The organism is Candidatus Sordicultor fermentans (assembly GCF_012728195.1).
In the GTDB taxonomy this organism is placed as follows: domain Bacteria; phylum Atribacterota; class Atribacteria; order Atribacterales; family Caldatribacteriaceae; genus Sordicultor; species Sordicultor fermentans.
Genome location: NZ_JAAYFP010000212.1, coordinates 1 through 23,020, shown reverse-complemented (window position 1 = coordinate 23,020; position 23,020 = coordinate 1). Strand labels below are relative to the sequence as shown.

18 protein-coding genes and 1 pseudogene are annotated in these 23,020 nt (G+C 40.2%); 18 read left to right on the top strand and 1 reads right to left on the bottom strand.

Annotated features, from left to right (window positions below):
- Positions 1-408: 408 nt before the first annotated feature.
- The 4 genes from GXZ17_RS10545 (at position 409) to GXZ17_RS10530 (ending at position 4,467) form a co-directional block, all read left to right on the top strand.
- The gene (locus tag GXZ17_RS10545) at positions 409-1,575 is read left to right on the top strand and encodes an ABC transporter substrate-binding protein (RefSeq protein WP_409377242.1); all 1,167 of its coding nucleotides are present in this window, start codon (positions 409-411) and stop codon (positions 1,573-1,575) included.
- 79 nt (positions 1,576-1,654) lie between these two features.
- Positions 1,655-2,776, top strand: coding sequence for an ABC transporter ATP-binding protein (locus GXZ17_RS10540; protein ID WP_409377241.1), 1,122 nt, complete (start codon positions 1,655-1,657; stop codon positions 2,774-2,776).
- Positions 2,773-3,627, top strand: coding sequence for an ABC transporter permease (locus GXZ17_RS10535; protein ID WP_409377240.1), 855 nt, complete (start codon positions 2,773-2,775; stop codon positions 3,625-3,627). The genes GXZ17_RS10540 and GXZ17_RS10535 overlap by 4 nt, the downstream gene beginning before the upstream one ends.
- Positions 3,628-3,648: 21 nt before the next feature.
- The gene (locus GXZ17_RS10530) at positions 3,649-4,467 is read left to right on the top strand and encodes an ABC transporter permease (RefSeq protein WP_409377239.1); all 819 of its coding nucleotides are present in this window, start codon (positions 3,649-3,651) and stop codon (positions 4,465-4,467) included.
- A gap of 54 nt (positions 4,468-4,521) precedes the next feature.
- On the opposite strand, the gene GXZ17_RS10525 is transcribed toward GXZ17_RS10530, so the two are convergent.
- On the bottom strand, positions 4,522-5,928 hold the full coding sequence (locus GXZ17_RS10525) for an L-fucose/L-arabinose isomerase family protein (protein WP_409377238.1): 1,407 nt from the start codon (positions 5,926-5,928) through the stop codon (positions 4,522-4,524).
- 430 nt (positions 5,929-6,358) lie between these two features.
- On the opposite strand from GXZ17_RS10525, the gene GXZ17_RS10520 reads away from it, so the two are divergent.
- The 14 genes and pseudogenes from GXZ17_RS10520 to GXZ17_RS10455 form a co-directional block, all read left to right on the top strand.
- Complete coding sequence (locus tag GXZ17_RS10520) at positions 6,359-7,348, top strand: ABC transporter substrate-binding protein (RefSeq protein ID WP_409377237.1); 990 nt, start codon at positions 6,359-6,361, stop codon at positions 7,346-7,348.
- Positions 7,349-7,421: 73 nt separating this feature from the next.
- Entirely contained in the window at positions 7,422-8,945 is a 1,524-nt protein-coding gene (locus GXZ17_RS10515; protein WP_409377236.1) for a sugar ABC transporter ATP-binding protein, read from the top strand.
- Positions 8,935-9,876, top strand: coding sequence for an ABC transporter permease (locus GXZ17_RS10510; protein ID WP_409377235.1), 942 nt, complete (start codon positions 8,935-8,937; stop codon positions 9,874-9,876). Before GXZ17_RS10515 ends, GXZ17_RS10510 begins: the two co-directional genes overlap by 11 nt.
- Before the next feature lie 26 nt (positions 9,877-9,902).
- On the top strand, positions 9,903-11,144 hold the full coding sequence (locus GXZ17_RS10505) for a uroporphyrinogen decarboxylase family protein (RefSeq protein WP_409377234.1): 1,242 nt from the start codon (positions 9,903-9,905) through the stop codon (positions 11,142-11,144).
- Positions 11,145-11,411: 267 nt separating this feature from the next.
- Positions 11,412-12,941 carry a sugar ABC transporter ATP-binding protein gene (locus GXZ17_RS10500; RefSeq protein WP_409377233.1) on the top strand — a complete coding sequence of 510 codons (1,530 nt, stop codon included), beginning with the start codon at positions 11,412-11,414 and terminating at the stop codon, positions 12,939-12,941.
- 14 nt (positions 12,942-12,955) lie between these two features.
- Complete coding sequence (locus GXZ17_RS10495; RefSeq protein WP_409377232.1) at positions 12,956-13,960, top strand: ABC transporter permease; 1,005 nt, start codon at positions 12,956-12,958, stop codon at positions 13,958-13,960.
- A gap of 79 nt (positions 13,961-14,039) precedes the next feature.
- Complete coding sequence (locus tag GXZ17_RS10490) at positions 14,040-15,005, top strand: ABC transporter substrate-binding protein (protein WP_409377231.1); 966 nt, start codon at positions 14,040-14,042, stop codon at positions 15,003-15,005.
- Between the two features lie 165 nt (positions 15,006-15,170).
- Complete coding sequence (locus tag GXZ17_RS10485) at positions 15,171-16,295, top strand: sugar ABC transporter substrate-binding protein (protein WP_409377230.1); 1,125 nt, start codon at positions 15,171-15,173, stop codon at positions 16,293-16,295.
- 115 nt (positions 16,296-16,410) lie between these two features.
- Positions 16,411-17,379 carry an ABC transporter permease gene (locus GXZ17_RS10480; RefSeq protein WP_409377229.1) on the top strand — a complete coding sequence of 323 codons (969 nt, stop codon included), beginning with the start codon at positions 16,411-16,413 and terminating at the stop codon, positions 17,377-17,379.
- 20 nt (positions 17,380-17,399) lie between these two features.
- Positions 17,400-18,137 carry an ATP-binding cassette domain-containing protein gene (locus GXZ17_RS10475; protein WP_409377228.1) on the top strand — a complete coding sequence of 246 codons (738 nt, stop codon included), beginning with the start codon at positions 17,400-17,402 and terminating at the stop codon, positions 18,135-18,137.
- Positions 18,138-18,240: 103 nt separating this feature from the next.
- Positions 18,241-20,118, top strand: coding sequence for an aldehyde ferredoxin oxidoreductase family protein (locus tag GXZ17_RS10470; protein WP_409377227.1), 1,878 nt, complete (start codon positions 18,241-18,243; stop codon positions 20,116-20,118).
- A gap of 14 nt (positions 20,119-20,132) precedes the next feature.
- Positions 20,133-21,263 (top strand): uroporphyrinogen decarboxylase family protein, encoded by a 1,131-nt coding sequence (locus tag GXZ17_RS10465; RefSeq protein WP_409377226.1) that lies wholly within the window; start codon positions 20,133-20,135, stop codon positions 21,261-21,263.
- Between the two features lie 161 nt (positions 21,264-21,424).
- Entirely contained in the window at positions 21,425-22,450 is a 1,026-nt protein-coding gene (locus GXZ17_RS10460) for a LacI family DNA-binding transcriptional regulator (protein WP_409377225.1), read from the top strand.
- Positions 22,440-23,020 (top strand): annotated as a pseudogene (locus tag GXZ17_RS10455) (hypothetical protein); the annotation flags it as partial. The gene GXZ17_RS10460 and the pseudogene GXZ17_RS10455, both read left to right, overlap by 11 nt.

The window sequence follows — 23,020 nt, the reverse complement described above, 5'->3', positions numbered from 1 at the left end:
TCTCAAAAGTTAATAACGAAGGAGAAAATAAAAATATCGCTCCTACAATGGGTTGACACTATCATAGAGCTCATTATCTATTGACAGGTTTATTGATTACAAACTATACTTAGTGTCGAAATTTAGGAAGCAATTTGGCACTTATCAAACAAGATTATTTTTGTGTTTTTTGATCTCGGTATTATGATTTTTTTATGATTTAAAAGAAGCTTTAAGAGTTTTTTCAGGAGCCGAGAGAAATAGCTTTGAAAATATCTCATGTTTTAAGCGGGTTTTGTTAGGGTGTAAGGAAGCAGGAAACAAGTTCCCTTATAAACTCCTGGGGTGGGGATGATAAGGGTGTGTTTTACTGCTTCTTTAATTTTCTGTACTCAGTTTTACCAAAACTAATTAGTAGGAGGGACCACCATGAAAAAGTTCGTTAAACTCTTAAGTGTTTTTCTACTCTCTTGTGTTACTCTATTTCTTACCGTTTCCCTGGCTGTGGGGCAGCAATCCGGGCCGGTGAAATTGAGCATTATTGATGTAGCAGGAAACTTACAGCTTACCCAGACGGCTATTGAGGCTTTTAAGGAAGCTCATCCGGAAATAGTTTCTGATATTGAATTCATGAAAGCAACCGCTCCAGAGCTTCCCGCAAAAATTAAAGCACAACAAATGGCTGGTAATGTGATGACTACGATGGTATTAACTGGTTATGATGCAATGGCAGCTGGCCTGGAAATGGGAATTTGGGAAAATTTATATCCTACATACGATTCATACTTTCCAGACCTGGAAGATCGTTACCTTCCTGGTGCAAAAGGAGCTTTTGATCTTTTTGAGGGATATGGTATTGTTGTAACGCATTGCCCGGGCGGACCAATGTTTACTTATAATCCAGAAAAGGTCGAAGACGTTCCGACTACAGCAGAAGAATTATTGGAGTGGGCAAAAGCTAACCCGGGAAAATTTTTATATCCCAGACCGGCTAATTCTGGACCGGGTAGATGCCTGTTACAGGGGCTACCTTATATCCTGGGAGATGAAAATCCAAAAGATCCGAAAACCTGGGAGAAAACCTGGGATTACTTGCAGGAGCTCGATAAATATATTGATTACTATCCTACCGGCACAGCTATTGCTTTTAGAGAATTAGCTGAAGGCACAAGATGGATTATAGCAAGCCATATTGGTTGGGATGTGAATCAGCGTATTCTGGGAGTTATACCGGCTAACTTTAGAGGATTCTTTTTAGAGAATACCACATGGCTTACAGATTGTCATTTTATGTGCATGCCCAAAGGTCTTAGCGAAGCGCAGAAAGAAGCAACATTAGCTTTAATGAGCTGGCTACTTGAGCCTGAATCTCAAGCTCTCACCTATGATGCCGGATATTTCTACCCCGGGCCAGCTATAAAAGATGTTCCTCTTTCTTTAGCTCCTAAGGAAATTCAAGATAATATTGAGGCTGCGCTGTATCCCGAATATGATATAGTTATTCAAGAATTCCCTTCAACCACACAGCTCGGGGCAAAGGAATTAGTTGAGGCCTTTGAGATGTGGGATAAGCTGGTGGGAGCAAAAGTAAAATAAAACGTTCGACGGATTTAGTGTGGAGATCCAGAGGGATCTCCACACTTTTTTAAATGAAAGAAATGGGGTGGTGGATACAGTGAAGGATTTTAAGGAAATTAAAATAAAGGATTTAAATAAGAGTTTTGGGGCGAATCAAGTCCTTCACGACTTTAATCTAAATGTTGAAAAAGGAGAATTTGTAACACTATTAGGGCCTTCTGGTTGTGGCAAGTCTACAACTTTACATTGTCTTGCTGGTTTGGTTCCCATAGATAGTGGCGAAATATATATTGATAATGAATGTATAGATGATGGTACAAAAGGTATTCCTCCCGAGAAAAGAGGATTTGGATTGGTTTTTCAGAACTATGCTTTATTTCCTCATTTAAGTGTTTTTAATAATATAGCCTTTGGTCTTCAAATAAAAAGATTATCCAAGAATGCGATTAAAGAAAAAGTTCAAAATGCGCTAAAAATGGTTCGTCTTGAAGGATATGAAGATAAATATCCCCGGCAATTGTCTGGTGGTGAGCAACAAAGAGTAGCAATTGCGCGTTGTATCGTGATGGAGCCAATGCTAATGATGTTAGATGAACCATTATCAAATCTTGATGCCAAACTCAGGATAGAGATGCGCTATGAATTAAAGACCTTGCATGAAAAACTTCACATAGCCTCTATATATGTGACTCATGATCAACAAGAAGCTTTAGCTCTTTCCGACAGGATTGTAGTGATGAAAGATGGGAAAATTCAACAAATAGGACCACCAGAGGAAATTTATTGCCAGCCCTCAAATTTATTCGTTGCCGATTTTATGGGATTTCGTAATATATGGCCGGCGAATATTAAAGAAATAAGTTCTGAAAATGAGGTGGTTATCAATGTGTCGGGTTTTGAATTAACTATTAAAAATGGCTCTATAAAAAAGGCTGATTATTTGAACAATTTAGAAATTGGTGCTCCTGTTTTTACTGCCGTTCGTCCTGAGGATATTCAGGTTGGCAATGGACCAGTGAATTCTTTAAGGTGTAAAAGTGAGGTGGTCGAGTATTTAGGAGAAATCAGACATATAGGTGCGTTAATAAATGAAGATGTCCGTATAGATTTACGCACCGGAGAAGCAGGAGAGGAGATAAAAAGTGATGGTATCATAGAAGTCTGGATTCCTCCCGGAAAGATTCTTCTTTTCTCACAAGAAGGAGATAGAATGCTATGAAAGAAGAAAAACATATTATCTTTCTGTTTTTTCTACCGTCAATAATCTTTTTAGCAGTTTTGTTTATCTACCCATTTTTATACGGGTTTTACTTGAGCTTTACCAATGAAGAAGGGGAGTGGACTTTAGAAAATTATTTAACTTTTTTTAAAGATCCCTGGGAAGTTAGAACTATCTGGACTACATTTAAAATAGCTTTACCCGCCACTTTAATCAGTATATTGCTTGCCATTCCATTTTCATATTATATGAGACATGGAATAAAAGGAGAAAGATTAATTAGTTTTTTTCTCATTCTTCCTGTTACCTTAGGAACAGTACTGGTTGCAGAAGGAATGCTCTCATATATGGGACCGGCAGGGTGGCTTAATCAGTTTTTAAAAGCCATTGGAATTATTAAGGAGCCGTTGAGACTGACCCATAATTATACCGGGGTAGTTCTGGGTTTAATCATCCATAATTTTCCTTATGCCCTCTTGATGCTTCTTGGCTACGTATCGGGGATAGATCCAAACCTTGAGAAAGCGGCTCAAATTTTAGGTGCAGATGGATGGTACATTTTTAGAAAAGTTATTTTTCCTTTATGGGTTCCCGGAATCGCTATGGCATTTTCTTTGAATTTTGTGATGGCTTTTTCCGTATACCCCACAGCAGTACTATTAGGCCAACCTTCTGGCCCTACAAGGGTGATGTCTATTTCTGTTTTTCACTGGGCTATGGAAAAGTTTAATTTTAATGTAGGTTCTGCTATAGCTATGGTTATGGGTTTAATTGAGTTAATTGTCATTTTGGTTGTGATGTCTTTGAGACAGAGGATGTTTAAGGGCGGTTCAATGGTGGGGAAAGCCTGATAGGATGCGAGGGGGTAATAAATGAAAAAGAAAATTAGAATATCGGGAGTGTTGTTTTATATAGCTTTAGCTGTTTTTATCATAAATATTTTAGGAATATTAGGAACAGTAGTGTTGAATTCTGTAGGCAAGGAATGGTATGGAGGAATTTTTCCTAAGTATTTTACTTTAGAATGGTATAGTTATATGGCTAAAGATCATGATCTTCCTCAGCTTCTTTTTGTTACATTTGCTGTAGTTATATCAGTGACGGCTATTGCTTTGTTAATAGGGATTCCTACCGCTTATGGACTGGCAAGATATGATTTTAAATTTAAAGGGCTTCTGCTCTCCATGTTGCTTTTACCAATGTTGATTCCTCCAATGACTTATGGAATTCCTCTGGCAGCCATGTTATACAAGGTAGGGTTAGCTACAAAAATAAGCGGGGTTATTATTGCTAATTTGATACCTATTGTGCCTTTCGTCATACTCATTTTGACTCCGTTTATAGAACAAATCGATCCTAATATTGAATCTGCAGCAAAAATTTTGGGAGCGGGAAGATTCCAGACCTTTCTCAAGATATTAATTCCTCTCTCGCTACCTGGAATTTTCACAGCATCTATACTTTCAATAGTTAGAACTATTGCCATGTTTGAACTAACGTTTCTTGTAAGTGGTCCCAAATCACAAACTATAGTGGTAGCGTTGTATTATGATGCCTATGCAGCAGGAGTGCGTCCACCTCAAGCAATAGATGCCCTTGCTGTAGTTTACTTTTTAATAACCATGACCTGTTTGGTGATTGCCTTGAGATTTGTAAGCCCAACTCAAATGGTGTTCAGATTAGAAGATTAAAATAATAGATAAAATAAAATATGAGCTACCCCGGGAAGGTAGCTCATATTTTATTTATATTACTTCCCATCCAATCCCCAGTATTTCACAAACCATTTTTAATTCTTCTACGTAATCTCCGTAAACAGCATGGACATGGTTGCAAGGAAATTTGTTGATAAAGCTATCAATAGAAGTATCCAGATGGCAAAAAGCATGGGGCCACTCAATCTGGGTTCTGGTCATAATTTCTTGATTGATCTTATCATCAAACCGGACGAATTCTCCGGTGAGAATAGCCATCCAGTAGCACCCATTTTTTCTACCCAGGCGGGCCAGGGTTACTTTACCAGGATGGGCTAAATGGTGAACAGCTGCTCCTCCCGCTGGGAAATAAAATGACTCGGGATAGAAAATCACCTGGGGGAGATTGTCCCGGTAATCGAAGCTGGCTCCAGCAAAATAAGTGGCATGTTGTCCAGAATTACAAAGGTCGAGTATCTGGTGGTCATCATGCCAGTGACGAACATCAGCAAACAAAACTGGAGTTCTGGCTAATTTTTTTAAGATTTCCATAGTTAATGCAGCATCCATATCCGCTTCAGTAGCGCACACAATGGGTTCTTTAGGTCCATCAAAATCATAAGGGTCGTTGAGAAAAGCCTCAGCTATGTCCATGGTGCAAAAGTTGTTGGTAAGTTCAGGTTGTCCTTTAATGCCACAAAAATCAAGATGCATCTCTTCACAAATCTCTTTTACCGCATAGTAAGAGGCAATCTGCTTTTTGAGAATCTCAGGAGTCAATTGTTTACCATCATACACTATTTCACCCACGTTTTCTTCACACCACTGAAAAGCTTTTTCAATTTTTTCTTGAGGAATGGTTTCTGCCTTCCTTACTATTTCCCACTGGTCAATATGTTCTATATCTACTCCGAATATTCTGGCCCATACATCTGCGCCCACAGTGGCAGTATACATCCCCATGGGTCGACCACCAAAACAACCAAATGTTTCCCCTCGCAACGATTTAACACAAGAAGCAGCGTTAATGAAGGTGTTTACTTTTTTCCATACTTTTTTTTCTCCAATATCACCAGAAATCCTCCAGTATGGTATTCCTATGTTAGCCAGTGCTCCTGAGCTGGCCAGCATGCCCACTAATCCGGGGTATCCGGGGTTAATATTGGAGAGGCAAAGATAGGGGGAAGGAGCAAATTGAGCGGCCAAAACGGTAAAATGTGGCCAGGCCCAGATGGCATAGTTAAAAATAGTACAATCCACATCGCTTAACTGCATCTTTTTTCCCGCTTTTACTGCAGTTTCGTTATTCCAGGGGGGTTCGTCTGCTACCACTACTTCATGTCCTTCTTCTTCTAACTTCTTAACCAGGTTATTCTGAAATTGAAGGTTCATGGAAAGAAGTTCCTGGTGGACAGGGGGTCTTCCGTCAGAAAAAGTAATTACACCAACTCTGGCCATCGAAAATCCTCCTTTTTTTTGTTATAAGAAATCGATTGCAGATTGATTTTACTTTATTTTATGAAATTCTGCAAGTTAAATATTTTCTTTCGAATCAGAATTTCTATCCTATATCCTTTGCTTCCGTAGTGTTCTGTTTATCAATTAATATTTTTTTATGCTTGATTCTTGTGTCTGTTTCAACGAAATTCCATATGAGATTGACAAAACAAAAATATAAAAATAGAATATTAGCAAAGAAATCGGTTGCGTAATTATTCAGTTTAAGCAGATCAACTCTGCGGTTTTTAAGGAGGTGGGAGGCGGAAATATAAGATTAACTTCAATTTGCTGCTTGCTGCTTCGGTTTTAGCCTGGTGCACTGTGCCAGCCTGGTGTTCTTTGAGGGAAGAGAAAAAATTTACCCGAAGTTTTGAGGAGGAGTGATAAAATGAAGCGTTTAATTGTAGTTTTGATGATGGGGATGTTAATTTTCAGTTCTGCTTTAGTCTGGGCTGCTCCAGCAGTGCCTCCCAGCCAGATGAAGATATTCTATATTGTAAAGGCCAGTGAGTCTGAGTGCTGGCAAATCGTGCTTGACGGAGCTGACAAGGCAGCTAAACATTTTGGAGTAGAACTTATAGCTCAATCAGCCACTTCTGAGTCCGATGTAGCCAGACAGGTATCTATTTTAGAGACAGCCATTGGTATGGAACCAGATGCTATTGTTATTGCCCCTACAGTGGCTGATGCCCTGGTGCCAGGGATTGAACAAGCGATGGATGCTGGAATCCCGGTTATCATCATTGATAGCGCTGCCAACACAGACAAGTACGTAGCTTATCTGGCTTCTGACAATTATAAAATAGGGCAGATCGCTGCTGATGAGATGGCTAAAGCACTGGAAAAGAAGTTTGGTAAAGCTGAAGGGAAAGTGGCAGGGGTTACTTTTATGTCCGGTGTAGGGTCTCTGGAGGCCAGAAAGGCTGGTTTTCTGGACCGAATTGAAGAAAAATATCCTGACATCCAGGTACTGGAATTCAAGGATGCTCAGGGAAAACAGGGCAATACCCTGGCCATTACTCAAGACGTTCTAACCGGAAACCCAGACCTCAAGGGTATATTTGCTAATAACCAGTACACTGGTGATGAAGTAGTGAGAGCACTCGATATGGCGGGGAGAAAAGATTTAGCAGTAGTGGTGGTGGATTCCGGACCTCAAGAACTCTGGGGTTTAGAAAATGGCTATGTTGATGGCATGATTGTACAGAAACCTTGGAATATGGGTTATGCTGGGTTAGTGTACGGAATTTTAGGTAGAAACCAGGTCCCGGTAGCGAAAGATATCGATACTGGAGTGGTAGTTATTAGCCCGGAAATGTTAGAGACTGGTGAAGCTGATGAATTCCTGAAACCCATCGAATTCCACAAAGATTGGTAAGAATAAAAATGGGTAGCAGGTTTTTCTCTGCTACCCATTTTTATTTTCAATACCAGCAAGAAGGTGAAAGGGAATGACTCAAGAAGCAGTGGTTTTGATGAAAGATATCACCAAGGTTTTCCCCGGAGTTATTGCTCTTCAAAATGTTACTTTTTCAGTTAAAGAAGCTGAGGTAAAAGGCTTGGTGGGCGAAAATGGAGCTGGAAAATCAACCCTTATTAAAATCTTAACCGGTGCTTATGCCCCCGATAGCGGCGAAATTTATGTCTTCGGTCAAAAAATAAACAATATGACTCCTATCTTAGCCGAGCAACTGGGAATATCTGCTGTCTATCAAAATCTGGTGCTGGCAGATCATCTTACCGTTGCAGAAAATATAATGCTGGGTGCTTTGCCAACTAAATGGGGGCTGGTAGACAAATCGGAGATGAACAAAAAAGCTGAGGAAATACTGGCTCAGATCGGTTATCGAGGGATAATAAAACCGGAGGAGAAAGTAGGAAACCTGAGTGCTTCCCAGCAGGGTATGGTAGCCATTGCTCGGGCACTATCTCGAAACGCTAAAATTATCATTTTTGACGAGCCTACTGCTGTTTTAACTGATAGAGAAGTAAAAGAGCTTTTCCGGGTTATCCGCTGGTTAAAAGATAGCGGTCGCTCGGTAATCTACATTTCTCACCGCTTAGAAGAAATTTTTGAACTGTGCGACACAGTTACGGTTCTAAAAGATGGAGCAGTGATGGGAGAAAAAATAGTTAGTGAAACGAACCAGGACCAATTGGTAGCTATGATGGTGGGAAGAGAAGTAAGACATGGAATATTTGATGATACCAGGGAAATAGGAGAAGAAATACTGCGAGTGGAAAACCTCAGCACTAAAAAGTTAAAAAATTGTTCTTTTTCGCTGCGCAGTGGAGAAATAGTTGGTATTTATGGTCTGGTGGGTTCGGGAAGAACAGAGTTGTCCAAAGCTCTTTTTGGAGTTGAACCCATAGAGTCGGGAGAAGTTTTTCTGAATGGGGAAAAAATTTCTTTGCGTAATCCCCGAGAAAGTATCGACCTGGGAATTAATTTAATTCCTGAAGATCGCAGAAGAGAAGGAATAGCTTTGAAGCTTTCTGTCAAAGATAACATTAATCTCCCGGTTTATCCCCGAATTACTAAAATTGGTTTTGTCGATCGCAAGAAAGAAAAAGAAATAGCCCAGACCTATGTTCAACTTCTTTCCATTAAGACTCCTTCTCTATCACACCGGGTGGAAAACTTGAGTGGAGGTAATCAGCAAAAAGTGGTGGTAGCTAAGGGGTTAGCCAGCCAATCCCGGGTCTTTATTATGGATGAACCTACCACTGGAATTGATGTAGGAGCTAAAGAAGAGATTTATCAGCTTATAAATAATATTGCCAGGGAAGGAGCAGGGGTTATTTTTATCTCTTCTTATATGCCTGAATTAATGGCTATCTGTGACCGTATCCTGGTTATGCGGGACGGGAAAATAGTGGCCGATATAGAGCGGAAAGACTTTGATGAAGAGAAAATACTTGCTTTAGCTATAAAATATGAAGCAGCAGCAGGAGGGGAGAACCGTGGAAAGTAGAATAAAATTTTCTTTGAACACCCAGATTGTGGTTTTAATCGTAGCTATAGCCATGTGGATTTTTTTAGGAATAGTTTCTCCCTATTTTTTCACCACTGGCAATATCCAGAGTGTTATGAGGCAGATGACCATTCAGGGAATACTGGGTATTGCCGAGGTAATGGTGATCATTACCGCTGGCATTGATTTATCAGTGGGGGGAGTAGTGGCTTTTGTTAATATTGTCATGTCTAAGATGGTTTCTGCTGGTAGTAATATCGCTTCCACTATTTTATTGGTAATGATGCTTTCTGCCCTCATTGGTTTAGCCAACGGGATGATGGTTTACAACCTCAGAATACCTCCTTTTATAGCTACTTTAGGTATGATGTCAGTATTACGAGGAGCAACTCTTCTAATCTCCAATGGCAGTAATATTTTTGGTCTTCCCCGCAGCATCGCTGATTTTTCTTCTACCAACACTTTTGGCATACCTAATCTTTTCTGGTTTCTTATTTTGTCTGTAGTAATAATAGAAATTGTTCTCCGCTATACCAGCTTTGGTCGCTATGTCTATGCTCTGGGTAGCAACATTGAAGCAGCCAGACTCTCCGGGGTTAATATTCGTAACGTAACTTATGGAGTGTATATTCTGGCTTCCACCTTATGCGGATTAGCCGGAGTTCTGGAGACGAGCCGATTATGGATGGGAGTACCAACCACAGGTACAGGATATGAGCTTGATGCCATTGCTGCTGCTGTATTAGGAGGAGCGAGCCTTATGGGAGCAGAAGGAACTCCTCTTGGTGCTTTCATAGGAGCTTTAGTTATGACTACTATTTACAATGGCTCGGTTTTGCTGAATGTTAATCCCTTCTGGACCAGAATTATTGTAGGCGTTATCCTGGTTGTTACTGTGGCCATTGACCAGTTGAGAAAAGGGAGAAGATAGCTAAAATACTAAGGAGGTAAATATTTTTGAATTCAAGAGAAAGAGTAGTTTCTGCTTTAAATCATCGTCAACCGGATAAGGTTCCAATTGACTTCGGTGGTCATCAGTCATCTGGCATTATGGTTCAAGCTTACCGAGACTTGAGGCGAGCTATTGGCCTACCAGATAGTCCTCTCTATATTTGGGATTTCATTCAACAGTTAGCTATGGTGGAAAAAGACGTATTGGACTTTTTTGGAGTAGATGTAGTCAACTTAGGTCACATTTTTTTACAAAATGAATCGTATTGGAAAGATTGGCAACTTCCTGATGGTACCCCTTGTAAAATTCCTGCTTATATTCCAGTAGAAAAAACTCCTGAAGGATGGATAGTTAGGGGAGATAAAGAACAACCCATCTGCATTCAAAAACCAGGCTGCCTTTATTTTGAGCAATGTTACTTTCCCTTAATAGATAATCCAGATCAAAATTTTGACCAGCTCGAGTATTATTTAAGACAGATTATGTGGTTTCGACTGGGTTCTCCTCCAGCTCCAGCCGGATTTGATGCCGAGGGGCAAGAAGTTTACCGAAAGAGCGCTCTAGAACTTCGGTCTCAGACTGACCGGGCTATCTATGCTACTTTTGGAGGAAATTTATTTGAGGCCGGTGAATTTGCCTTCCGAATGGATAATTTTCTAACTGAAATCGCCCTAAATCCAAAGCGAATTCATAACTTTTTGGACAAACTTTTAGATCGACATTTGAGTAACCTGACTAAATTTTTAGATGCAGTAGGACCTTATGTAGACATAATCGGTTTTGGAGATGACTTAGGAATGCAAAATGGCCCTCAAATCTCTCCTCAGATGTATGGAGAGTTTTTTAAACCCCGTCATGCAGCTATGTGGAACTTGGTAAAAACAAAATATCCTCATCTTAAAGTAGCTCTCCATTCATGTGGAAGTATATACCGTCTCTTGCCTGACTTTATTGAGGCAGGTCTCGATATTATCCAACCAGTGCAAATCACTGCCCGGGAGATGGAGCCACAACGCCTTAAAGAAGAATTCGGCAAGGATATAGTTTTTTGGGGAGGAGGTTGTAATACCCAGGCTATTCTTCCCTTCGGAACCCCCGAAGAGGTAAGAGAAGATGTGAGAAAAAATCTCTCAGTTTTCGCTCCGGGGGGAGGTTATGTGTTCCAACAAGTACATAATATTATGGCTGGTGTTCCCCCAGAGAATATTATCGCCATGTTCGACGAAGTTAATAAGTTTCGATACTAAATTATAGTGAATAACTTATATTTCAGGTAACATTTAGAATTAAAGTGCAGGATTTTGTACAGAGGGAGAATCATAAGGTAATGCATTAAAGCAACCGATTTCACAAATTACTTCAAATTTAACAATATTACCAAAATATTAAGGACTATAATTGCCGACAAAAAGCTGTTGTCAATGATACAAAATTATTAGTAATCGATTGCTTGACAAAATTAAGTGAACGGTGTTAGCATAATGATTAAAGTTTTTTGTTATTGAGGAGGGACTATGTCTAAGGAAATATTGCGTGTTGAGAATATAACTAAAAAATTTCCAGGAGTAGTAGCCTTAGATCGAGTTTCCTTCGATCTGAGACGAGGCGAGGTTCATGCTCTCGTAGGAGAAAATGGTGCGGGAAAATCAACCTTGATGAAGATATTAAGTGGGGTATATCAGCCAGATGAAGGAACCATCTATCTTAATGGCCAACCGGTTGTTTTCCGTGATCCTGTAGAAGCTCAGCGAGCCGGTATTAGTATTATTTATCAGGAACTAAATCTGATGCCTCATTTGACAGTTGCTCAGAATATCTTCATCGGTAGAGAGCCCCTCAAGAGGGGTGGTTTCATCGATGACAAGAAGATGAGTGAAGACGCAGCCACCATCCTCAGTCAGCTTCGTGTAGATATTGATCCCGATATCCCCGTTCATATGCTTCCTCTTTCCAAAAGGCAAATGGTTGAAATAGCTAAAGCTTTGTCTCATCAAGCAGAAGTTTTTATTATGGATGAGCCTACTTCAGCTCTAACTGAATCGGAGATTGAAGAATTATTTAAAGTTATCCGTCGGCTTCGAGACCGAGGGGTAGGTATTATCTATATTTCTCATCGACTTGAGGAATTAAAACATGTTGCAGATCGAGTAACTGTACTGCGGGATGGGAGATACGTAAGTACTGATGAATACCAATCAGTTACGACTGATCAGATTGTACGTAAGATGGTGGGGAGGTCTTTGCAGGAGAAATTCCCACCGAGAACCTCAGTTCCCACGGATAAAAAAATATTAGAGGTTCGAAACATATCCAGAGCGGGAGTATTACATGATATCTCTTTTGATCTTTATCAGGGTGAAATTTTAGGTATAGCTGGACTTGTAGGGGCGGGAAGAACTGAGCTGGCCCGGGCAATTTTTGGAGCGGATCCAAAAGATGAGGGCGAGATTTTTCTTTTTGGAGAAAAAATTAATATTTCTTCACCAGCTGACGCTATTCGTGCTGGAATTGGTTATCTTCCAGAAGATAGAAAATTAGCTGGCTTGGCACTTGAAATGCTGCTTACTGAAAATATTACCTTAGCCAATACTGAGGAGATATCTAATAGTTTAGGAATAATCTCTAATAAAAAAGAAAAGCAGGTGGCCGAACATTATGTAAATGAACTTGATATCCGCACTCCCAGTGTTTTTCAGGTGGTAAAAAATCTTAGCGGTGGTAATCAGCAAAAAACGGTTTTAGCAAAGTGGCTATTTCGTAAAGCTAAAGTGTTGATTTTTGATGAACCTACCAGAGGAATCGATGTTGGAGCTAAATATGCCATTCATAAGCTTATTGATAGTTTGGCTAAAAACGGAGTAGGAATTATTATGATTTCTTCTGAGCTTCCGGAAATTTTAGGTATGACCGATCGAATTTTAGTTCTTCATGAGGGGCGGTTAGTCGGGACTCTTCAGACAAGGGAAACTAATCAGGAGGAGATTTTGAACTACGCTGCCGGTTTAGCTTCTAATACTTCTGACAAAACAGAAATAACCTTATAAAGGAGGGTTAAGTTATGGCTGAGACGGTATCACAGATGGAAAAAGTAAGGAATATGATGCAAAGGTTCATTGCGGTTGCTGCGCTTATAGCTTTATTTATTGTTTTTTCGTTAGTTACTGATAGATTTTTTACTATTCAGAATATTCTCACAATTGCCCTTCAAACCAGTACTCTGGCCTTTATGGGTATAGGAGTGACTTACGTTATTATCACTGGAGGCATAGATTTAAGCATTGGTTCAGTGGTTGCCCTGAGTGGAGTGGTGGCTGGTTTGGCAGTACGAGCTGGGATGCCAGTATTAATTGGTTTTTTGCTTGCCTTGCTGGCTGGCATAGCTTGTGGGGCGGCCAATGGTCTTATGGTTACAAAATTAAATCTACCGCCTTTTATTGCTACTTTAGGGATGATGCAAATAGCTCGAGGTATTGCCCTATACGTGACCGGAGCCCGAGCAGTAGCTGGTTTACCGGAGGAGTTTGGTATATTAGGCAATGGCGCTCTTTTTAGGACTACCACCACGTTACCCAATGGTCGAGTAGTTACTAAATTTCCTGGCATTCCATATCCGGTTATTATTATGGTCATAGTTGCCATTATTTTTGATTTTGTGCTCAAGCATACTCGTTTGGGGCGTTTTACCTATGCAGTAGGTTCTAACCAAGAAGCTGCCCGCCTCTCGGGATTAAACGTTAATAAGACCAAGATCATTGCCTATATTATTTCGGGAGGTTTAGCTGGTTTAACAGGAATTGTGACTATGTCTCGTATTGTAACTGCTCAACCCAACGCCGGGGTAGCGTACGAACTTGATGCTATAGCTACTGCGGTTATTGGTGGTACCAGCCTTATGGGAGGGGCAGGTACTATCTCCGGCACTATGATTGGAGCTTTTATTATTGGAATCCTGCGTAACGGACTGAACATGCAAGGAGTATCCTACTTTATTCAGCAGGTGATTATTGGTTTAGTTATTATTGCTGCAGTGGCGGTAGATCAGCTCCGAAAACGAGAGGGTTAGGTTTATAGGGAGAGTAGAAAGGGGCAGATTTTAGTCCTTTTGTACATTAAAAAAACATATAAAAGGAGGAAGGTTTACAATGAAGGGTTTTAAGTTATCTTTAGTAGTATTCTGTGTGGGTTTGTTATTTCTTTCAACTTCGGTTTTTGCTCAGGAAGCAGTTAGTGGCGAAATCGCAGTTATCGTGAAAGAGGCAACTTCGAGCTTTTGGCAAAACGTGGAAGTAGGCGCGTCGGACGCAGAAAAAGAATTAGTTGCTCAAGGAGAACAGATTAAAGTTTCATTTCTCGGTCCCGCTGCTGAAACAAAAATCGAAGAGCAAGTTAACCTGGTGGAAAATGCTATAAACCGGAATGTCTTGGCTATCGTTTTAGCTCCTTCAAGCCCTGATGCGCTTGTTCCTGCAGTAAAAAAGGCTAATGAAGCTGGTATACCAGTAGTAATTATTGATTCGCTTTTGAATTACGAAGAGGGTTATGTTTCTTTCCTGGCTACTGACAACCGAGCTGCTGGAGTTCTTTGTGCGGAGGAGCTAATTAAACGAGCCGGGACCGAAGGTAAAGTAGCAGTCATGTCTTATGTGCCGGGAGTTGGTAGCGAAATTGGCCGGGTAGGCGGTTTTATCGATACTATTGAAGAAAAGACTAATATGGAAATCGTGGGGCCTTTCTATTCTCAATCTGACATGGTGACTGCTCTTAACCAGACCACCGATGTATTAGCAGCTAATCCTGACCTTACTGCTATCTTCGGTGCAAACGAACCTACCGCAATTGGTATGGGACGGGCAATTGAGCAAGCTGGTTTAGCCGGTCAAATTGTAGCTATTGGATTTGACGGTAATAAAGATCTGCAAGAAATGGTGCGGAATGGTACTCTTCAAGGTATTGCAGTACAAAACCCCTATCGGATGGGTTATGATGGGGTGAAAATTGCTTTAGCTGCTGCTAAGGGGGAAGAGGTGCCTAAATACATAAACACGGGAGTAGTTTTTGTAACTAAAGATAATATTGATTCAGAAGAGGCTCAACGCGTATTGTATTAATCGTATTAATCGGCAGAAACCTGGTTTGGTCGGGCGCCAATCCGAACCCGGCCAAGCCAGGTGCTTTTTTTATGCATAAATAAAAACCGGGAGGTGGTAAAAAAAAGTTTATGATAAGGTTAGTGTTAATTAAATAAATTATTAATAGATTAATGGAGGTAAATCATGAAAAAAAGAGGATGGTCGATTAAAAACTTGTTTTGCGCAGGATTGATGGGATGCTTTATTTTTGTGATGGCGACCACAGGTTTTGCCCAAGAAGGGGATGGATACTTTTTTGGTTTAGCTACTCATCGAGTGGTTAACGTTTGGGAAGCTCTGTTTGTAAAATCCTTCGAGTGGTACTGTGAAGATCACGGTTATAAGTGTACTTCTATGGAAGCTGGAAACGATCCTGCTACTCAAATCACTCAAGTTAGACGAATGGTGGATATGGGGGTAGATGGATTAGTAATTGGTGCGGTTGAATCTACCGCCCTAATTCCAGCAGTAGAGTATGCTAAAGAGCATAATGTGCCAGTGATTACTGCTAATGTAGATATTTATTCACCCGATGTTCTTCTTTACATTGGTTTTTCAGGCTTTGAGTCCGGGAAAATATTAGCTGAAGAAATAGTTAAGTATCTCCGAGATGAAGTTGATCCAATTGGCGAGGTAAAAGGGACTGTTTTAGAAATAAGAGGAACCATGGGCAGCGCTACTGGAGAAGACAGGCATAATGGATTTGTAAGCGTATTGGATGAATATCCTGAAGTGAGAGTAATCACCGTAGTGGGAGATTGGGATATGGCTCAAGCCAAAACCGCGGCAGAGACTGTACTTCGAGCATATGAGGTAGATGCAATTTATGGAGGTAATGGACCGATGGCCATGGGAGCAGTAGGAGCCATAGAAGCATTGGGCAAAAACCCCCAGGACTACTTTGTTGCCACCATAGATGCTTTACCCGAAGTGTTAGAAGCCATTGGTGAGGGGAAAATAGATGTAGCTTTAGATCAACCATGTCCATTTTATACTCCTCTTGCTGTGTACTACTTGGTTGAATTTCTGGAGAAAGGGGAGGAAGCTCTGCCCAAACCGGGGGACATAGTCACTGCTGAGGATGTTAACATTGAGGGAAAAATACACCAAGGAGTAGATATTTGGGCTCACGATGAGATGTGGGCTCCGGCTCCGGTGGTTGAGACGGAATATGGTCATCCTTGGATGCAAACCAGAGGAATTTTGGTCACTAAAGACAATTACACCCTGGAGTCTCTTTGGGCTAATTTTGAGTTAGAAGAATGGTGATTCAGAAGTAAGTTTAAGAGGGGTTTGTCTTGACTACTTCAAACAAATCCCTCTTAAATACTGTTTTTTGAAAGAAGTGCTTTCTGAGAAAAAGAAGTAAGGAGAACATACAGAAATGAATTCAAAAAAGCTAAAATTGTTCTTCGTTGATAATATGATTTGGGTAATATTGCTTGGAGTGTTTCTTTTCTTTGGAATAATAAAACCGCGTACATTTCTCACGTTTCAGAATGTTCATTTTATTCTCTATGTTTCATCGATGATGGGTTTTTTAGTTTTTGCCGAAACTATTTGTCTTTTAAGTGGTAATTTTGACTTATCCATAGGGGAAATTGCTGGCTTCTCAGCCATGGTTACAGCAGTTATCACGGTTAAAAGTGGTCTTCCAGGATATTTGGGTATTATTTTAGTTGTCCTTATAGGAGGGTTATGTGGGGCGTTTAATGGATTGTTAGTGGGGAAAATCCGTTTAAACCCTTTTTTGGTTACTCTTGGAACCTCTATTATGTTTGATTGGCTTACCATGGTAGTTCGGAGGGGTTCAGTTCTCGGTTTACCAGCTGTATATCTCGCTCCGGGCGGAGCGCGTGTATTTGGCGTGTATTTAGCTATTTTTATTCTTTTAGGATTTGCTATTTTGCTGGCGTTCGTTTTGGCTAAAACTATTTGGGGTAGCAATCTCTATTCAGTGGGAGGAAACATTGAAGCTACTAGAAGATGTGGAATTAATACGGATAAGGTAGTTTTTTCAGCTTTCGTTGTAGCTGGAATGCTGGCTGGTATTTCCGGACTGCTTTACACCGGGTATATGGGAGTTGCCACTTCTAATCTGGCTGATGGCACAGTATTTATGGCATTTGCTGGTGCGGTTATAGGTGGAGTAAGCCTTACTGGAGGAAGAGGCTCTATCTTGAATGCACTTGGTGGGACGCTACTACTAGGAATTATCGAGGCCGGACTTACTATGATGGCAATTGACCCGGCCTGGCAAGGAACTTTCACCGGAGTATTAGTGTTAGTTGCTATTTTGCTAAACCAGAGTAGACAAATCTTGAGAGATCGAATTTTGATGGGTGAAATGTAGATTTCAGGAGGTGAGAATTTGTGGAAATCCCTTTGATTAAGATGGAAGACATCCACAAATGGTTTGATAGAACTTATGCTTTGAGGGGAGTAAACTTTGAAATATATAAAGGAGAGGTTGTAGGGTTAATCGGAAGCAATGGGGCGGGAAAATCAACTTTGATAAAGATATTATCTGGAGTCTTTCCTCCTTCGAAAGGAAGGATTTTTTACCATGACGAAGAAATAGAAATTAAAACTCCTAAAGATGCTATTGATTTGGGAATAGAAACGGTGCACCAAGATTACTCCCTCGTTGGGGAGAGAAACGTCGCTCAAAATATTTTTCTAGGTCGAGAATTGGTTAGGTCTGCTGGTTTTATCAAAGTGTTAGATACCCAAAAAATGGAAGAAGTAGCTAGTCAAAAAGTAAGAGAATTGGGATTAAACATTTCCTCCCCAACTCAAGAAGTACGGTTTCTCTCTGGGGGTGAAAGACAGGGGATAGCCATAGCTCGAGCTATGCTTTTTAAGGCTACCCTGGTAATTTTAGATGAACCTACTACTGCTTTATCAGTAAAAGGGTGCCGTCAAGTATTAGATTTTATTTCTCAGTTAAAGAAAAATGACATAGCATGCATCTTTATTGACCATAACATTGGTCGTATATTTCCTTTAGCTGATAGGTTTGTAGTTATGTCTCATGGCCAAATAATTGAAAATGTTTTGAGAGAGGATACGTCGGTTGAAGAGATCGAGGACTTGTTAGTTTCTTGCTGAGTCAAATGTTAAATTTGCTTTCTTAATAAAGATACACTCGAGTGGATGTTCCATCATTTGCTTGCAAGTATTTTATGCGCATACATAAGGGAGGAGGAAAACCTTGCTTTACGGATTTAATGGGAAATTATTACGAGTTAATCTTTCTACTGGAGAAATTAGAAATGAAGCTATTCCAGATGATATTCTAAAGAAGTATCTGGGAGGGGCAGGGGTAGCCCTCCACTTTCTTTTGAAGGAATTGGATAGGGGGATAGACCCCTTAGGAGAGAAGAATAAGTTAGTTTTCTCTTTAGGTCCGGGTGCGGGAGTGAAAGCTCCAGGGATGGATATGCATATGGTTTTATCTAAATCTCCCCTCACTGGAGGAGTCGGGGAATCACAAACTCCTGGTTGGTGGGGGCCACGCTTAAAAAAAGCTGGCTGGGACATGATAATAATAGAAGGAAGAGCAATGTATCCTTCTTTCTTGGTAATAGATGATGACAGGGTAGAGCTGAGAGGAGCAGACTATCTGTGGGGCAAGGATACTCATACCGTTCAAAAGATTCTGGAAAAAGAACTGGGCAAAGACTTTAGCATTGCTCAGATTGGGCCGGCAGGAGAAAATTTAGTGCGATTTGCTTCTATCGTTTGTGACCTTATATTTATTAATAACCGCATGGGTATGGGAGCGGTAATGGGGTCTAAGAACCTGAAAGCGATAGCAGTGAGGGGGACTAAAGATGTTCCGGTAGCAGATGAAAAAACACTGGAAGAAATATACCATTATTTTGAAGATAACTTTTTGACCAATCCTCTCAACTTTTTAACTACTCAAGAAGGTATTGCTTCTGCTGTGCCTTCCTCTAATCAGGATGGCCTTTTTTCGGTTCGTAATGCTCAAACCAGCTTTTTACCTGGAGGGGAAATATATAGCGTGGGGAGTTTTTCAGGAGGGGGGAGTTTAGAATCAGTTCCTTGCTTCTCTTGCCCTGCTCGGTGTAAGAAAAAAGTGGTAGGCAATAATAAGATAGAAGGACATTATGGAGCTCCTTCTATGGAAAGCATAGTGGATTTCGGTTTTACTTTGGATTTAATAGACCCGGACTTTATTTTTCAGCTTCATGAATTTTCTCGAAAGTATGGTTTTGATACCACTTCCTCAGGAGTAACCCTTGGTTTTTTAGCTGAATGCTTCGAAAAAGGGTTAATTTCTAAAGAGGAGACGAGAGGGATAGAAATTAGTTTTGGTAAAAAGGAGGGGATTTTACCTCTTTTAGAAGACATGGTAAAAGGGAAAGGCTGGGGAAATGAGGTAGGGAAAGGGGTTAAATATTTGAGCAGTATTTTGGGGAAGGAAACTATTCCTTTTGCTTTAGAAGTAAAAGGAAAGGAAATACCTCTCCATGAGCCAAGGGTTAAACAAATGCTGGGGCTGGGGTATGCCATATCACCCTCTGGTCCTGACACTTTTGTAGTAGAACACGATACCGATTTTGACGAAAATGCTCCTCAGCTTTTCCTGGATAATATCCAGGCTTTAGGACTTTTAGAAAGATTACCTGCTCCTTCCCTGGAAGCCAAAAAAGTGCGAATGTTTTATTACCTTAATCAAGTTTTCAGTTTTATGGATGCTCTGGGTCTTTGTATATTTGCTTTTGCTCCCTGTAGATTTTTGCCTTTTTCTTTGATTTCTCCCCTAATACAGGCTATAACCGGCTGGGAAATGAGCCTTTTTCGATTGATGAAAATAGGGGAGACGAGAATACAGCTGGAGCGATTGTTTAATCTTCAGGAAGGAATAGAAAAAAAGGAAGATTGGTTGCCAGAGAGATTTTTTGAGCCGGTAAAGAGTGGTCCTTGCCGGGGTTTGCGCATTAATCCTCGGGATTTGAAAGAAGCTATAGAACTTTTCTATTCTTTTGCTGGATGGAATATAGATGATGGATTCCCCGAGAGAGGGAAATTAGAAGAGTTAGCTCTTACCGATTATTTGTAAAGAAGTGAAAAAAGGTGGAAAAAGTAGAGAAGAAAATTGAGCGAGTAATAACTGCTCTCCGGGATAGAAGAGAACCAGATCGAGTGCCTCTGGGTGATTTTTACTGGACCGAATTTTTAAATAGATGGAGAGAAAAATTTAATCTCCCCCCTGATACTGATATTTATGAATATTATGATTTAGATGTAAAAGTTATTTCTCCCAATATGGATCCCAAAGTGGAGAGCTGTCAAATTATTGAAGAAACGTCAGAATATGTTGTTTTTAAAAGTGGTTTTGGGTGCACTGTTAAAAAAATGTTTGCTGCTCCGATGCCCATGTTTTTAGATTTTGAAGTGAAAAGCGCTGATGAGTTTGCCAAATTTACCTTTGATGACCCTCGAGATGACCGTCGCTATTTTGATAAACGCTGTGATATTATTAACTGTGGAGATAGTTTTGGGACTATAGAAAGTTATGCTGAAGCTATAGAGAATAATAAGAATAAATTCTGCATTTTTGGCTCTATATGTGAGCCTCATGAAACTATGTGGCGTATCCGGGGAACTGAAGGGCTACTACTTGATTTAGCTCTTTTTCCTGATAAAGTTAAAGAATTTGCCATAAGATGTACTGACTTTATGCTGGGAATTGCTGAGCGCCAAATTGAGCTGGCTAAACCTGTAGGTATGGTTATCTGGGGAGATGTAGCTTATGATAAAGGAATGTTTTTTTCCCCTCGTCTGTGGCAAGATATTTACTTTCCCTGTGTAAAGAGAATTTGTGATTTTTTACATGAAAAAGATTTGATAATTGTTTATCATGGATGTGGCAGAAGCTTAGAAATAATGGAAAATTTAATAGAGGCAGGAATAGATGCTTATAACCCATTAGAAGCTAAAGCTGGTATGGACCCGGTAGAGCTAAAGAAAGAGTTTGGTGATCGTCTTTCTTTTTGGGGTGGAATTGACACTCGTCTCCTGGGCTACGGAACCTGGGAGGAAATAGAAAAGGAAGCTCTTTATAAATTGCAAGCTGCTCGAGGAGGAGGGTATATGCCCGCTTCAGATCACTCAGTGGCCAGTAATGTTGACCCCTTGATTTATGATAGATTAATAAGCCTTTTGAAAGAGAAGGGAAAGTATCCCATAGAGCCTATAGCGTGAACAAAAAAGAAAAAATATATAAAGTAAAATAGTTAAAAGCGATTATGTTGGGGAAAAACCTCTTAGCATTTCTGTGGTATAAGATTAAAAATTAAGAGATAATGCAAAAAACTACTGAGAGAGAAGAAATCTCTCTTAGTAGTTTCAATCGGGAGGCTTGAATGGCTACTATATATGATATAGCTAAGCTGGCTGGAGTGTCACCAGCCACAGTGTCCAGAGCTCTAAATCAAAAAGGTCAAGTAAAGGAGGAAACCAGGAAAAAAATTCTGGAGATAGCTGAAGAGCTCAACTATTCTCCCAACTACCTGGCGCGGAGTTTAAAAAAGAAGCGAACCTTTACCATTGCTCTTATTATTTCTGATGTGACCAATCCCTTTTTTACCACTCTGGCTCGAGGAGTAGAAGATAAAGCTTCTGACCAGGGATTTAATACTATTTTTTGTAACACTGATGAAGATCCAGCTAAAGAGAAAGAATATATAGACTTAATGCTGAAAAAAAGAGTAGACGGATTGGTAGTAGCCAGTTGCAGCAATGGGGATACTTTACGAGGTTTAAAAGAAAAAGAAGTTCCTGTGGTTTTAGTAGATAGAAAAATAGAAGATTTTGATGGAGATTCAGTAGTGGGGGACAGTAAAGAAGCAGCTTATGAGCTAATCCGGCACTTGACAGAAGTTCATGGTTTTCGAGAAATAGCTATGATTACCGGTCCCGTTACCATCTCTACCAGCAAAGATAGAGTGGCCGGATACCAGAGGGCTTTGCAGGAAGCAGGAATCCCGGTGAAGCCAGAATGGATCATGATGGGTTCTTACAAGGAGGATTTTGGCTATCAAATAGCTACCCGGTTCTTCAGTGAAAAGAAAAAGTTGCCTCAAGCAGTATTTGCCGGAAACAATTTTATAGCTATCGGCATAGTTAGAGCAGCAAGAGAAAGGGGAATTAAAATTCCTGAAGATTTAGCTTTAGTTGTTTTTGATGATTTAGAATCTGCCTCTCTTCTTTACCCTTTTCTCACTGTAGCCAAACAACCCGCCTACACCATGGGGAGTTTAGCTACTCAATTTCTTTTAGAAAGGATTGAAAAAAGGGAAATTCGCGAAAAAAGGGAAGTAGTCTTAAAAGTAGAAACTATCATCCGTCGTTCCTGTGGATGTAAGGGGAGTGAAAATAATGACTTCTAAAGAGAGAATGATTTTAGCTTTAAATAAGGAAAAGCCCGATCGTTTACCGGTTACCGTCCATCAGTGGCAAAAATATCATCTGGATACTTATATGGGAGGGATAAGTGCCTTAGAAGCTTTTGAGAAAACAGGGATGGACGCTGCTATTCAATACTTTATGGATATAGGACAATTCTCCCAGCTTTCCCTTCACGATTTAGAAAAAAATATTTTATCTACTCCAGAGTGGCAAGAAGAAATAAAAGTTATTAAAGCAGACCCGGATGATTTTTTACTCTACCATACTGTTCATACTCCTCGGGGTGTTCTTAACTATAAAAGAGCGGGAAATCTTAAAACTACCTGGATTACTGAATACATGATAAAAAAGGAAGAAGACCTCAATTTGATCAAATACATGCCTGTTCCTCTCCTGGATCTCCAGCCAGTAAATCAGCTCTATGATGAAATTGGAGATCAAGGGATACTGCGGGGTTTTGTCTGGGGAGATCAGGCAGGGTGCTGGCAACACGCTGCCTGTCTTATGGATATTAATGAGTTAATTTTTAAGTGCTTTGATAACCCTAGCTG

Bases quoted from the DNA above. Each gene is read 5' to 3' on its own strand.
- GXZ17_RS10545 (WP_409377242.1), top strand. From the start codon at position 409: ATGAAAAAGTTCGTTAAACTCTTAAGTGTTTTTCTACTCTCTTGTGTT.
- GXZ17_RS10535 (WP_409377240.1), top strand. From the start codon at position 2,773: ATGAAAGAAGAAAAACATATTATCTTTCTGTTTTTTCTACCGTCAATA.
- GXZ17_RS10530 (WP_409377239.1), top strand. From the start codon at position 3,649: ATGAAAAAGAAAATTAGAATATCGGGAGTGTTGTTTTATATAGCTTTA.
- GXZ17_RS10525 (WP_409377238.1), bottom strand. From the start codon at position 5,928: ATGGCCAGAGTTGGTGTAATTACTTTTTCTGACGGAAGACCCCCTGTC.
- GXZ17_RS10520 (WP_409377237.1), top strand. From the start codon at position 6,359: ATGAAGCGTTTAATTGTAGTTTTGATGATGGGGATGTTAATTTTCAGT.
- GXZ17_RS10515 (WP_409377236.1), top strand. From the start codon at position 7,422: ATGACTCAAGAAGCAGTGGTTTTGATGAAAGATATCACCAAGGTTTTC.
- GXZ17_RS10500 (WP_409377233.1), top strand. From the start codon at position 11,412: ATGTCTAAGGAAATATTGCGTGTTGAGAATATAACTAAAAAATTTCCA.
- GXZ17_RS10495 (WP_409377232.1), top strand. From the start codon at position 12,956: ATGGCTGAGACGGTATCACAGATGGAAAAAGTAAGGAATATGATGCAA.
- GXZ17_RS10490 (WP_409377231.1), top strand. From the start codon at position 14,040: ATGAAGGGTTTTAAGTTATCTTTAGTAGTATTCTGTGTGGGTTTGTTA.
- GXZ17_RS10485 (WP_409377230.1), top strand. From the start codon at position 15,171: ATGAAAAAAAGAGGATGGTCGATTAAAAACTTGTTTTGCGCAGGATTG.
- GXZ17_RS10480 (WP_409377229.1), top strand. From the start codon at position 16,411: ATGAATTCAAAAAAGCTAAAATTGTTCTTCGTTGATAATATGATTTGG.
- GXZ17_RS10460 (WP_409377225.1), top strand. From the start codon at position 21,425: ATGGCTACTATATATGATATAGCTAAGCTGGCTGGAGTGTCACCAGCC.